This is a genomic window from Terrabacter sp. GCM10028922, assembly GCF_042666095.1.
In the GTDB taxonomy this organism is placed as follows: Bacteria; Actinomycetota; Actinomycetes; order Actinomycetales; family Dermatophilaceae; genus Terrabacter.
In genome coordinates, this window is record NZ_JBHTFG010000002.1 from 65,523 (window position 1) to 78,579 (window position 13,057).

The window sequence follows — 13,057 nt, forward strand, 5'->3', positions numbered from 1 at the left end:
CGTGATCGTCCAGACGGCCCCGGGGGAGGCCGGTCCAGACCGCACCGGGGACACTGGTGATTCCGAGGTCGACGACTCCCTGCGAGACGAAGACGCGGCCGCGGACACCGCACTGGTGGCGCGCCGGCGGCGGCGGCTCCACCGGCTGGCGGACGTCACCATCGGGCTCGCCCTCGCCGTGCTCGCGGGTGTCGGGGCGCTGCGCTGGCTCGACTCGACGGCCTACGTCGTGGTCGTGCTCCAGACGGCAAGCCCGTTCGTCGCCGTCGGGCTGGGGCTGCTCTGCGTCGCGACACTGCTGCTGCGGCGCTGGTGGCTGCTGCTGCCGGTCGTCGTCGCGCTCGCCGTCGCAGCCACCGTCGCGGCACCGGCGTTCCGGGCGTCATCGCAGCCGAAGGCCGACCGTGACCTCACCGTCATGTCGGCGAACGTCTGGTCCGGCCGCGCCAACGCGAACCAGCTCATGGATGCCGTCCGCTACCACGCCGTCGACGTGCTCGTCGTCGTGGAGGCGACGCCGGCGATGTTGCGCCGGCTCGACGCGGCCGGCGCGGGCGACTACTTCATGGTGCGCGAGGGCATCGCGCGCGCCGACACCTTCACCGGCACGATGGTGCTGTCGCGCTACCCGTTGTCGGTGCGCAGTCTCGGCACCGACCCGGCGGTCGAGGGCACGCCGAGCGTCCAGCCCGAGCTCGACATCACGGTGCCGAACGGCTCGGTGCGTCTCAAGGTCGCCCACCCGACGGCGCCGCTGCGCGGCGACACGGACGAGTGGCGCGCGGGGCTCAGGTCGCTCCAGACGTGGAAGCAGCGGCTCGACGGCGACGAGCTCGTCGTCATGGCCGGCGACTTCAACGCGGGCTTCGACCACCCGGGCTTCCGCGACCTGGCCTCCGGGCTCGCCGACGCGCAACGCTCCGACGGGCAGGGCTGGGTGCGCACGTGGCCCTTCGCCGGCAACCGGCTGCCGCCGTTCGTGCAGATCGACCACGTCCTGGCCCGCGGCCTGACCCTCGTCTCGGCCGGACAGGTGGCCTTCAACGGCACCGACCACGCCGCGGTGTGGGCCAGCTACTCGCTGCCCACCCGCTGACGCGGGTCACTCGCCGGGATTCACCAGGGCCGCTCGACCTCGACGTCGCGGGGGTCGCTGCCCTCGACGGCCCACCCGGTCTCGGTGAGCGTCCACGTGGCGTCGGTGCCCTGCTCCACGAGGCGATTGACGGCCGCGACGAGGCGGTCGACGCCCTCGAGGGTGCTCCCGAGGCCGATGCTGGCGCGGACCGCGGTGGACGAGCGCTCGCCCCACGGGTCCTCGAGCAGCTCGTCGACGAGCAGGTGAGCGCAGAACTTGCCGTCGCGCACTCCGATGCCGTGCTCGACCGAGAGCACCTGTGACACGAGCGAGGAGTCCCAGCCGTCGATGGTGAACGCGATGACGCCGACGCGGTCGCTGTCGTCACCGAAGATCGAGAGGACCTCGACGCCGGGGACCTCGCCGAGGCCCTGCTGCAGGCGCTCGAGGAGCCGGGACTCGTGCGCCTCGATGACCTCGCGATGGCGGCTGATCGTCGCGCACGCGGCGGCGAGGGCGATCGCGCCGATGACGTTGGGGCTGCCGCCCTCGTGCCGCGCCGGGCCGGTGGCCCACGTCGTGCCCTCCTCGCTCACCGAGCGCGTGGCCCCGCCGCCGAGCAGGTAGGGGTTGCCGGCGTCGAGCCAGTCGGACCGGCCCGCGAGGACGCCCGCACCGTAGGGTGCGTACGTCTTGTGCCCGGAGAACGCGACGTAGTCGGCGTCCCAGGCGGCGAGGTCGATGGTGCGGTGCGCGGAGAGCTGTGCGGCGTCCACGGCGATCCGGGCGCCGTGCTCGTGGGCGAGGGCTGCGAAGCGCTCGACCGGCCAGACCTCACCGGTCACGTTGGACGCGGCCGCGATGACGACGAGGCGGTTGCGCGACGGATGGTCGGCCAGGGCCTCCTCGAGGAGGGCGCACGCGTCCTCGACGGTCTGCGGGACGGGCAGGCGAACCGTGCGGTAGCGGCCCCACGGCAGGAGCGTCGAGTGGTGCTCCGTGCCGAAGACGAAGACCGTCGTGCGGCTCGGCAGGGCCTTGGACAGCAGCGCCCACGAGTCGGTCGTCGTGCGGGTGAAGACGACGGTGTCGTCCTCGCGTGCCCCCACGAAGGATGCGACCTCGGCCCGGGCCTGCTCGTACCAGGCGCTCGTGAGACGAGAGGCGAAGCCCGCGCCACGGTGCACCGACGAGTACGTCTCGAGCGCGCGGTCGACCGCGGCCTTGACCGTCTCCAGCGCCGGCGTCGAGGCCGCGTGGTCGAGGTTGGCGTAGCCCACCTCGCCGTGGAGCGTCGGCACGGTGAGGTCGGCACCGACGACCGCCGGGAGCGCGCGGGCCTCGGGCACGACGTGCAGGGCGCGGGTGCGCACGACCGGCGCAGGCGCGCCGCCGCAGAGGGACGTGGTGGGAAGAACCGACATGACACTGCTCCTGGGTCCTGGGGACCCACCGGATGCGGGTCCGCGCTTGCCGGCCTCGATCGCATGAGCGGTTTCGAGGTCGACCTGGTCGTCACCCGGAGCACCCCACCGCGGAGGAGGGTTGCTGGCCAGCGAGCCGGGGCTTGTCACTGGCACTCATGACCTGGCCATGACGATAGGGCGCGTCCAGCGGAACTGTCCACCGAAGGGTCCGGGGGTGTCGCGATCTGAGACGCGGGCAGGACGAGCACGCCGCCACCTGCTGCGTGGCGGCGCAGCTGGTCGGCGCTGTTGCGCGTGTGACACGTGAGTTCAGGGGTGCGTTGACGTACGGTGCGAGCATGGGGTCACGTCCGTCCAGCAGCCAGCGACCGAGCACCGCCGCGGCCACACGCGCCAAGGCGCCCACGGGGGGTGCCTCGTCGCGCCCGCCCGCCGCACGCTCGACACGGCCCGCGCAGCGCAAGCCCGCGGCACGCAAGCCGGCGTCCAAGACGGCCTCCAAGACCCGCGACGGCGGCCTTCCCTTCCCGCTCAACGCGATGCGCAACACGTGGATGGGCGTCTCCCACATGGCCGGGGGAGCGGTCCGCCGTGTCGGACACAGCGCCGCCGACCTCGAGCCGGAGCACCGCCGTGACGGCATCGGCTTCGCCCTCATCGCCCTGGCCGTCGTCGTCGCCGCGCGTGAGTGGTGGGGCGTGTCCGGCACCTTCGGGCAGGTCGTCCACGCCGTCTTCGCCGGCACCTTCGGACGCGTCGCGTATGCCGTGCCGCTCGTCCTGCTGGCCCTGGGCCTGCGCATGCTGCGGGCCCCGCAGGACGAGGCGACGACCAACCGCATCGTCGTCGGCACCATCGCCCTGACCTTCGCGGCCTGCGGTCTCGCGCACCTCGCCGACGGCATCCCGAACCCACCCGACGGCGCCGACGGCATGCGCGCGGCGGGCGGCATCCTCGGCTTCCTCGCCTCGAGCCCCCTCGCGGCGGCCGTCTCGACGTACGGCGCGCTCGCCCTCCTCGTCCTGCTCGGCCTCTTCGGCCTGCTCGTCATCACTGCCACGCCCGTCAACATGATCCCGACGCGGCTGCGTCAGCTGCGTGCCTTCGTCATCGACCGCGGCCACCACGACGAGCCTGCTGCTGACGTCGACGACGCCGATGCCCCCGCGGCCGCGGTCAAGCGTGCGCGGCGCAAGGCCGTCGACCTCTCCGAGCGTGAGGGCGACGAGGCGTTCCGCCAGGCGGCGCAGAAGGCGCTCGAGGACGAGGAGACCACGCGCCTGCGCCCCGGCGAGAAGCGTCCGACCGCTCCGGGCCTTCTCGCGCCGCGTCCCGCCGGTGAGAAGGTGATCGACGCCACGGACCCGAAGACTCTCGGTGCCCCCGACACGGGCAGGGTCGGCCCCAAGGCCGAGCTCATCCCGCCGCCCATGTCGGAGATGCCGGCGCGCGTCGAGCAGCTGAGCCTCGGCGGCGACATCACCTACCGCCTGCCCGACCAGGCGATGCTGACACCCGGCGCCCCGCACAAGACCCGCAGCGAGACCAACGACCGCGTCGTCGACTCGCTGACCGGCGTCTTCGACCAGTTCGACATCGATGCCGCGGTCACCGGGTTCACCCGCGGACCGACGGTCACCCGCTACGAGGTCGAGCTCGGCTCGGGCACCAAGGTCGAGCGCGTCACCGCGCTGTCCAAGAACATCGCGTATGCCGTCGCGTCGGCCGACGTCCGCATCCTCAGCCCCATCCCGGGCAAGTCGGCCATCGGCATCGAGATCCCCAACCTGGACCGCGAGAACGTCGCGCTCGGCGACGTGCTGCGCAGCCACACGGCGCGCAGCAACGAGCACCCGATGGTCATGGGCGTCGGCAAGGACGTCGAGGGCGCCTACGTCATCGCCAACCTCGCGAAGATGCCGCACCTGCTCGTCGCGGGGGCCACCGGCTCGGGCAAGTCGAGCTTCGTCAACTCGATGATCACCTCGATCCTCATGCGCGCGACGCCGGAGGAGGTGCGCCTCATCCTCGTCGACCCGAAGCGCGTGGAGCTCACGGCATACGAGGGCATCCCGCACCTCATCACGCCCATCATCACCAACCCGAAGAAGGCCGCGGAGGCCCTCGCCTGGGTGGTCAAGGAGATGGACCAGCGCTACGACGACCTCGCGGCCTTCGGCTTCAAGCACGTCGACGACTTCAACAAGGCGGTCCGCGCCGGCAAGGTCAAGCCGCTGCCCGGCTCGGAGCGTCAGATCACGACCTACCCCTACCTGCTCGTCGTCGTCGACGAGCTCGCCGACCTCATGATGGTCGCCCCGCGCGACGTCGAGGAGTCGGTCGTGCGCATCACGCAGCTCGCCCGCGCCGCCGGCATCCACCTCGTGCTCGCCACGCAGCGGCCGTCCGTCGACGTCGTCACCGGTCTCATCAAGGCCAACGTCCCCTCGCGCATGGCGTTCGCGACGAGCTCGCTCGCCGACAGCCGCGTCGTGCTCGACCAGCCCGGCGCGGAGAAGCTCATCGGGCAGGGCGACGCGCTCTTCCTGCCGATGGGAGCGAGCAAGCCGATGCGTGTGCAGGGCGCGTGGGTCAACGAGTCGGAGATCCACGAGGTCGTCAAGTTCGTCACGACCCAGCTCAAGCCCAACTACGTCGAGAACGTCACCGTGGCGGCCCCGAAGAAGCAGATCGACGACGACATCGGTGACGACCTCGACGTGCTGCTCCAGGCGACCGAGCTCGTCGTCACGACGCAGTTCGGCTCGACGTCGATGCTCCAGCGCAAGCTGCGGGTCGGTTTCGCGAAGGCCGGCCGCCTCATGGACCTGCTCGAGTCGCGAGGCATCGTCGGCCCGAGCGAGGGCAGCAAGGCGCGCGACGTCCTCGTGCGGCCCGACGACCTCACGCAGACGCTCGCGCTGCTGCGCGGCGAGGACGTCCCGCACCCGAACGAGCCCGCCGACATCGACGACATCGTCGAGCCCGCTGAGCCGTATGCCGCCCCGCCGGTCGTCGTCGAGCCTCCCGACACGTCGGCGGCGTACGAGCCCGACGACGTGGCCCCGGCGCCGCCGCGGACCGCATCGATCGTCGCGGAGCGTGGCGAGCGCCGCCTCGACGAGGACGAGACGACGGCCGTGCCCACGGCGTCGTGGACGCCGGGAGACATGACGCGCACGGTCGACGAGGACGACGAGGAGTCCGAGGATGCCTGGAACCTCACCGACCGCGGCGGCCGCGAGCGCTACTGACGCTCCTGACGCGTTCAGGACAGCGTCGGCACTAGAGTCCCAATCGTGAGTGCGTCGCTTGAGCTCTGGCCGTCATCGCCGCGTCGAGCGGGTCCACCGACGCGGCTGGAGCGCCTGCGGCGCAAGATCATCGAGCTGCCGTGCGCCCTGCTCCTCTTCGCCCAGCTCGCGGCGCTGCTGGCCTACCCCTTCATCGAGACGCGCAGCGACGACGTCCGCGAGACCGGCAGGGCGATCTTCGGCCTGATCGGGCTCGTCGTGCTCTTCCTCGCCGTGCGCGCCGTCCGGGCCACACCCGCCCTCACCTGGGTGGCGGTCGTGCTCGGTGGGCCCGTCGTGGCGTTGACCGTGGCCGAGGCCGTCTGGCCGGAGAACAACGTCGTCGCGTTCTGGAGCGCCCTGCTCCACGCCCTCTTCTACATCTACACGGGCTACGGCCTGCTCCGGTACATGTTCGCCGACAACTGGGTGACCCGCGACGAGCTCTACGCGACGGGCGCGACCTTCACCATCGTTGCGTGGGGCTTCGCCTACCTCTACGTCGCCGTCCAGCTCATCTGGCCGCACTCCTTCACCATCTACGGCGAGGTCAACCCCGGCACCCGCTCGTGGTTCGAGCTGCTCTACCTCTCCATCACCACGATGACCTCGACGGGCCTGTCGGACATCTACGCGGTCGAGCCGCACGCGCGGGCGTTCGTGCTGCTGCAGCAGATCGCCGGCATGCTCTACGTCGCACTCGTCGTCGCCCGCCTCGTCGGGCTCACCATCGCGCGCTTCCGCCAGTAGGCCAGCCGGCCGCAGGAGGAATGCCGTGTGGCCGCCTCGCGCTCAGGCCGTGCCGTCGAGCTCGGCGAAGGTCCGCAGGCTCGGCCCCCGCGTCGTCTGGAGGTCGCGGGCGACCGCCTCGACGTCACGCATGACGCGCAGGGTGTTGCCGCGCACGAGCCGCGCCACGTCGCGCTCCGACCACGAGCGCTCGAGGAGGGCGGCGACGAGGCGGGGGTAGCCGCTGACGTCCTCGAGACCGATCGGGAAGGTGTCGGTGCCGTCGTAGTCGCCGCCGATGCCGACGTGGTCGATGCCGGCGACCTCGCGCACGTGCTCGACGTGGGCGACGACCTGCTCGATGGTCGCGTCCGGCTTGGGGTGCTCGCGCTGCCACGTGGCCGTGAAGCGTCCGAACGCCTCCCAGTCCTTGGCGTCGACGCCGAGCTCGGCGGCCGCCGCCGCGGCCTCGACGCGCCACTCGGCAGTCGGGGGAGAGACGAACTCGGGCACGAACGTCACCATGCAGATGCCACCGTTGTCCGTGAGGGCCGCGAGCACGTCGTCCGGGACGTTGCGCGGTGTGTCGCACAGGGCGAGCGCCGAGGAGTGGCTGAAGATGACGGGGGCGTCGGCCGTCTCCAACGCCGTGCGCATCGTCCTCGCGGCGACGTGGCTGAGGTCGACCATCATCCCGAGACGGTTCATCTCGCGCACGACCTCGCGGCCGAACTCGCTGAGCCCTCCGACGACCGGGACGTCGGTCGCGGAGTCGGCCCACGGCGTGTTGTCGTTGTGCGTCAGGGTGAGGTACCGGACGCCGAGGACGTGCAGCAGGCGCAGCGTCGCGAGCGAGCAGCCGATCGAGTGCCCGCCCTCCGCACCGAGGAGCGAGGCGACGCGTCCCGACGCGGTGGCCCGCTCGACCTCGTCTGCGGTGCGGGCGAGGGCCAGCCGGTCGGCGTACGTGCCGATCATCCGGTGCACGGCGTCGACCTGTTCCAGCGTCGCCGTCACGGCCGAGTCGCCCTGGAGGGTGCTCGGCACGAACACCGACCAGAACTGCCCCCCGACACCGCCTTCCGCGAGGCGTGGCAGGTCGGTCTGCGTCGTCGTCAGCCGACTCCCGACGTCGAGCGCCTCGAAGTCGTAGCCGGCCAGCTCGCGAGCAGCCCACGGGAGGTCGTTGTGCCCGTCGACGAGGGGGTGCTCACGCAGCAGCGCCCGGGCCCTCGCGAGCGGGTCGGCCTGTCCGAGGGGGGCGCTTGCGAGCATGTCGGCCATTGAACACCCCGCCATCTAGAGTGGACGCATGACCCCACCCCACCCGAGCGTCGACAAGAGCGTCGCACTCGTCACCCTCGGGTGCACCCGTAACGAGGTCGACTCCGAGGAGCTCGCCGGCCGTCTCCTCGCAGAGGGGTGGCGCCTCGTCGACGACGCCGCCGAGGCCGACGTGGCGGTGGTCAACACGTGCGGGTTCGTCGAGCAGGCGAAGAAGGACTCGATCGACGCACTGCTCGAGGCCTCCGACCTCAAGGGCGACGGCAGCCGCACCCAGAAGGTCGTGGCCGTCGGCTGCCTCGCCGAGCGCTACGGCAAGCAGCTCGCCGACCAGCTGCCCGAGGCCGACGCCGTGCTCGGCTTCGACTCCTACCGCGACATGAGCTCGCACCTGCAGACGATCCTGGCGGGCGGGCACGTCGAGAGCCACGTGCCCGGCGACCGGCGCGCGCTGCTTCCGTTGACCCCCATCGAGCGCCAGCAGGGGGCCGCCGGTGTGGCGCTGCCGGGCCACGGGGACGCCGACCGAGCGGACGGGCTCGGAGTGCCGGCGTCCGGGCCGCGGGTCATCCGTGCACGCCTCGACGGCCGCCCGTGGGCGCCGCTCAAGATCGCCTCCGGCTGCGACCGCCGCTGCTCGTTCTGCGCGATCCCGATGTTCCGGGGTGCCTTCGTCTCGCGCCGTCCCGCCGACGTCGTCGCCGAGGCCCGGTGGCTCGCCCAGCAGGGCGTCAAGGAGCTCTTCCTCGTCTCCGAGAACTCCACCTCCTACGGCAAGGACCTCGGTGACCTCGGGCTGCTCGAGAAGCTGCTCCCCGAGCTGACCGCCATCGAGGGCGTCGAGCGCGTCCGGGTCTCCTACCTCCAGCCGGCCGAGATCCGCCCCGGCCTGCTGCGCGCCATGGCCGACACTCCGGGTGTCGTCCCGTACTACGACATCTCCTTCCAGCACGCCTCCGAGCCGCTCCTGCGCTCGATGCGCCGCTTCGGCTCACGCGCATCCTTCCTCGAGCTGCTCGAACGCGTGCGCGCCGACGCCCCCGAGGCCGGTGTCCGCTGCAACGTCATCGTCGGGTTCCCGGGCGAGACGGAGGCCGATCTCGACGAGCTCGAGGCCTTCCTCACCGAGGCGCGCCTCGACGTCGTGGGCGTGTTCGGCTACTCCGACGAGGACGGCACCGAGGCCGAGTCGTATGCCGGCAAGCTGGCCCCCGAGGTCGTCGCCGAGCGGCTCGACCGCTTCACCCGCCTCGTCGAGGAGCTCAACGCCCAGCGCGCCGAGGAGCGTGTCGGCGAGCGGGTGGAGGTGCTCGTCGAGGAGATCGACGAGGAGGACGGGTCGGTCGTGGGACGCGCGGCGTTCCAGGGTCCGGACGTCGACGGCGTGACGACCGTCCGCGTTCCCGACGGCGCGCCCAGGCCACGGGTCGGTGACCTCGTGGCCGCCGTCGTCGTCGGCACCGAGGGGATCGACCTCGTCGCGGAGCCGCGATGACGCCACAGACCTTCCACCGGGGGGAGGGGCCGGCGCCGCGGCCCACCGACTGGAACCTGCCCAACGCCCTCACGGTGCTGCGGTTCCTCCTCGTGCCGGTCTACGGCGTGCTGCTCTTCCAGGACGGCGGTGACGAGCCGTGGTGGCGGTTCTGGGCGTGGGTGGTCTTCGCGCTCGCCGCGGTGACCGACGGCGTCGACGGCAAGCTGGCACGGCGTCGCGGTGAGATCACCAACTTCGGCAAGGTCGCCGACCCCATCGCCGACAAGGCGCTGACCGGCACCGCCTTCATCGGGCTGTCCGCGCTCGGGGTGATCTGGTGGTGGGTGACGGTCGTCATCCTCGTGCGCGAGATCGGCATCACGGTGCTGCGCTTCGTCGTCATCCGACACGGCGTCATGCCCGCCGGCCGCGGCGGCAAGCTCAAGACGATGCTCCAGACCCTCGCGCTCGGCTCGCTCACGCTCCCGTTGTGGGAGTGGCCGTTCGGCGACGTGCTCACGACGGCGGCCCACGTCCTGCTCGGGGCGGCGCTCCTCATGACGGTGCTGAGCGGGGTCGACTACGTCTTCAAGGCCGCCCGGCTCCGCGAGACCAGCGAACGCACGAGGGCACGCCGGGCCGCACGCGCCGCACGCGCCGCGCAGCGCGAGACCCGCGCCGCTCGAGCGTCAGGCCAGCCCACGCCGACGCCGGCCGACGACGCTCCAGCACATGCGACGTCGACCGAAGCCGCTCCCACCGAGACGACCCTGAACCGCGACTGACGTGGTCACGGACGGCATCGGCACGAGCGACGCGTCGGCGACGCCGGGGGCGACCCTCGTCGCGCACCTGACGACCCGCGGCGAGACGCTCGCGTGCGCCGAGTCGCTCACGGCCGGGCTCGTCGCTGCGACGGTCGCCGACACGCCCGGTGCGTCGGCGGTGCTCCTCGGCGGCGTCGTCGCGTACTCCGCCGACGTCAAGGTGGGGCTCCTCGACGTGTCGGCCCGGCTCCTCGCGCGCGTCGGTACCGTCGACCCGCGGGTCGCCGTCGCGATGGCCGAGGGCGTTCGTCGGCGACTGGGCGCGACCTGGGGCGTCGCGACCACCGGCGTCGCCGGTCCGGGCCCCTCGGAGGGCAAGCCGGCCGGCACGGTGCACGTCGCCGTCGCCGGCCCGTCGGGAACAGCGACGCGCTCCCTGGAGTTGAACGGGACCAGGGCCGCGATCCGGTCGGCGTCCGTCGCCGCGGTGCTCCGGCTCGCGGTGGAGGAGACGGGCGCCACGTCCCCAACTCCTGCGCCAGCGGCGGACCCTAGGGGTACGGTAGGGCTGTCGGATCCGCTCGATGGCGACCCGGCACCCGGACGCACAGGACCAGCGACCTGAAGGAGGACGGCATGACGACACTGTTGCGACGCGAGCTCGGTGACGTCCTTCGGGAGCGCCGGCGCGCCCAGGGCCGCACCCTCCGTGAGGTCTCGGCGACGGCGTCGGTCTCGCTCGGCTACCTCAGCGAGGTCGAGCGCGGCGAGAAGGAGGCCTCCTCCGAGCTGCTCGCCTCGATCTGCGGCGCACTCGACCTGCCGCTGTCGCAGGTCCTCATCGACGTCTCGAGCCGGATGGCCGAGAGCGAGGGCCTGGCCCTCACCGTCGCGCTGCCCGTGCCGTCCGACGTGGTGTCTGCCTCCGCGGCCTGATCGTCTACCGTTCGAGGGTGCGCTCGCCGTTCTCGGACCTCGACTCACGCCTCGACCGGGCCGCCCTGGACGGCGGTGACGGCATGGCCCTCTCGGTGTGGCTGGGAGGGCTCGACGGCCGCCCCCGCTACGAGCACGACGCGCGCGCTCCCCACTACGCCGCCTCCACGATGAAGCTGCCGCTCGTCATGGCGGCCTTTCGTCGCGTCGCGAGAGGTGAGCTCCACCTCGACATGGAGGTCCCGGTCCGCGGCACCTTCGCGTCGGTGCTCGACGGCTCGCCGTTCGACCTGGACGAGACCGACGACCAGGACCCCGTGACCTGGGCGGCGCTCGGCGGCACGCGGACCCTGCGCCAGCTGGCCGAGCGGGCCATCACCCACTCGAGCAACATCGCGACCAACCTGCTCGTCGACGTCGTCGGCCTCGACGAGGTCGCCGCCGTGCTCCGCCTCGCAGGCTGCTCGTCGACGACCGTCGTCGGGCGTGGCATCGAGGACGCGCGTGCGCGAGAGGCCGGCATCACCAACACGGTGACCGCCGCGGACCTGGGCCTGCTCATGGCAGCGGTCGGCGGGCGCGCGCCCGACCTCGGCGGTGAGGCCGTGCTCGGCCCCGTCGAGGAGCTGCTGGCCGGCCAGGTGCATCTCGACCAGGTGCCGGCCGGCCTGCCGGCCGGCACCCCGACAGCGAGCAAGTCCGGCTGGATCCCCGGTGTCTCCCACGACGTGGCGCTCGTGCGGCCGGAGGGGGAGGAGCCGTTCGTCCTCTCGGTGTGCACGACGATCGACCTCGGCGAGGCCGACGCTGCGGCCTTCGTCGCCGGCATCGCCCGCGACGTGTGGCGCGCCACGCATCCCGACGAGGCGATCGAGCCGTATGCCGGCGCGCACGATGACGTCTCGACGACTCGTTCGAGCGGGGTGGACGGGGCGTGACCACGATCGAGCGCGTCAGCACGACCGCCTCATCGGTGCCGCTGCACACGCCCTTCGTCACGGCCCTGCGCCGCACGGAGACCACCGACACCGTCATCGTGACGATCACCGACAGCGACGGCCGCACCGGCTGGGGAGAGGCGCCACAGGTCTGGCAGGTGACGGGGGAGTCGCTCGCCGGTGCCACGGCCTGCATCGAGGCGATGCTCGCCCCGACGATCACCGGGCGCCCTCTCGACGACCGCGACGACCTCGCCGCTGCGAGCCGTCTGGTCCAGCGATGCGTCGCCCGCAACTTCGGCGCCAAGGCGGCCGTGGACGCGGCCCTGCACGACCTCGTGGCCCAGGCGGAGGGCGCCTCGGTCGCGGCCCTGCTCTCGAGCCGACCGGACGGCATACGTGATCGGCTGACCACGGACGTCACGCTCTCCGCGGGGGCCGCCGAGGCCCTTGCCGACACGGCGCGCGAGCGGGTGTCGGCCGGCTTCCGCACCCTCAAGATGAAGGTCGGCACCGACGCGAGCACCGACGTGCAGCGGGTGGCCTCGGTGCGTGACGCGGTCGGACCCGACGTCGCGATCCGGCTGGACGCCAACCAGGGCTGGTCGCGCGAGGAGGCCGTGCAGGTCATCCGTGCGCTCGAGGTGGCCGACCTCGGCGTCGAGTTCGTCGAGCAGCCCGTGGTCGCCGACGACGTCGAGGGCCTCGCGTGGGTGCGCGAACGCGTCGGCCTGCCCGTCATGGCCGACGAGTCCTGCTACGGCCTCTACGACCTCGAGCGGGTCATCCGGCTCGGCGCGGCCGACCTCGTCAACGTCAAGCTCGCCAAGTGCGGGTCGCTCACCGTCGGACGCGACATGCTGCGCCGGGCGCACGACGCCGGGCTGGGGACCATCGTCGGCTCGATGATGGAGAGCCACGTCGGCGTCGGTGCGGCTGCTGCCCTCGTGGCGGCCGAGCCGACGACCGAGGTGAGCGACCTCGACGCCGCCTGGTGGTCACGTCGGTCACCAGTGGTCGGAGGAATCGCTTACTGCAGCAATGAGATCAGCCTCCCCAGCATCGGGGGGTTCGGCATCTCCGGATTCGCCCCGGAGAGCTGACCACCCACCTGAACGAGGGCCCCGC

Annotated in this window: 11 protein-coding genes and 1 riboswitch; of the genes, 9 read left to right on the forward strand and 2 right to left on the reverse strand. The window is 72.3% G+C overall.

Annotated elements, in window-relative coordinates; all coding sequences use genetic code 11:
* Position 1 precedes the first annotated feature (1 nt).
* Positions 2 to 1,096 carry an endonuclease/exonuclease/phosphatase family protein gene (locus tag ACFQU3_RS01700; RefSeq protein ID WP_385905551.1) on the forward strand — a complete coding sequence of 365 codons (1,095 nt, stop codon included), beginning with the start codon at positions 2 to 4 and terminating at the stop codon, positions 1,094 to 1,096.
* Positions 1,097 to 1,116: 20 nt separating this feature from the next.
* Here the strand turns inward: ACFQU3_RS01700 and ACFQU3_RS01705 are convergent, their stop codons facing one another.
* Positions 1,117 to 2,502, reverse strand: a complete 1,386-nt coding sequence (locus ACFQU3_RS01705; RefSeq protein ID WP_385905554.1) for an aminotransferase class V-fold PLP-dependent enzyme — start codon at positions 2,500 to 2,502, stop codon at positions 1,117 to 1,119.
* 37 nt (positions 2,503 to 2,539) lie between these two features.
* Positions 2,540 to 2,666, reverse strand: a riboswitch (SAM riboswitch).
* 177 nt (positions 2,667 to 2,843) lie between these two features.
* On the opposite strand from ACFQU3_RS01705, the gene ACFQU3_RS01710 reads away from it, so the two are divergent.
* The gene (locus tag ACFQU3_RS01710) at positions 2,844 to 5,759 is read left to right on the forward strand and encodes a DNA translocase FtsK 4TM domain-containing protein (protein ID WP_385905557.1); all 2,916 of its coding nucleotides are present in this window, start codon (positions 2,844 to 2,846) and stop codon (positions 5,757 to 5,759) included.
* Positions 5,760 to 5,804: 45 nt separating this feature from the next.
* On the forward strand, positions 5,805 to 6,548 hold the full coding sequence (locus ACFQU3_RS01715) for an ion channel (RefSeq protein WP_385905560.1): 744 nt from the start codon (positions 5,805 to 5,807) through the stop codon (positions 6,546 to 6,548).
* A 42-nt stretch (positions 6,549 to 6,590) separates the two neighbouring features.
* Here ACFQU3_RS01715 and ACFQU3_RS01720 read toward each other — a convergent pair whose 3' ends face one another.
* Positions 6,591 to 7,811, reverse strand: coding sequence for a dipeptidase (locus ACFQU3_RS01720; protein ID WP_385905563.1), 1,221 nt, complete (start codon positions 7,809 to 7,811; stop codon positions 6,591 to 6,593).
* 28 nt (positions 7,812 to 7,839) lie between these two features.
* Between ACFQU3_RS01720 and rimO the strand changes: the two genes are divergently transcribed.
* Genes rimO through ACFQU3_RS01750 form a run of 6 tightly spaced genes read left to right on the forward strand, consistent with a single transcriptional unit; the run spans position 7,840 to position 13,032 of the window.
* Entirely contained in the window at positions 7,840 to 9,306 is a 1,467-nt protein-coding gene (rimO, locus tag ACFQU3_RS01725; protein WP_385905566.1) for a 30S ribosomal protein S12 methylthiotransferase RimO, read from the forward strand.
* Positions 9,303 to 10,073: a CDP-diacylglycerol--glycerol-3-phosphate 3-phosphatidyltransferase gene (pgsA, locus tag ACFQU3_RS01730; protein ID WP_385905569.1), complete on the forward strand. Its 771-nt coding sequence runs from the start codon at positions 9,303 to 9,305 to the stop codon at positions 10,071 to 10,073. Before rimO ends, pgsA begins: the two co-directional genes overlap by 4 nt.
* 1 nt (position 10,074) lies before the next feature.
* Positions 10,075 to 10,680, forward strand: a complete 606-nt coding sequence (locus ACFQU3_RS01735) for a CinA family protein (protein WP_385905572.1) — start codon at positions 10,075 to 10,077, stop codon at positions 10,678 to 10,680.
* Positions 10,681 to 10,691: 11 nt separating this feature from the next.
* Complete coding sequence (locus ACFQU3_RS01740; RefSeq protein ID WP_385905575.1) at positions 10,692 to 10,991, forward strand: helix-turn-helix domain-containing protein; 300 nt, start codon at positions 10,692 to 10,694, stop codon at positions 10,989 to 10,991.
* A 17-nt stretch (positions 10,992 to 11,008) separates the two neighbouring features.
* Positions 11,009 to 11,929, forward strand: coding sequence for a serine hydrolase (locus tag ACFQU3_RS01745; RefSeq protein WP_385905578.1), 921 nt, complete (start codon positions 11,009 to 11,011; stop codon positions 11,927 to 11,929).
* Positions 11,926 to 13,032: a dipeptide epimerase gene (locus ACFQU3_RS01750; protein ID WP_385905581.1), complete on the forward strand. Its 1,107-nt coding sequence runs from the start codon at positions 11,926 to 11,928 to the stop codon at positions 13,030 to 13,032. The genes ACFQU3_RS01745 and ACFQU3_RS01750 overlap by 4 nt, the downstream gene beginning before the upstream one ends.
* The last annotated feature ends 25 nt before the right edge of the window (positions 13,033 to 13,057 follow it).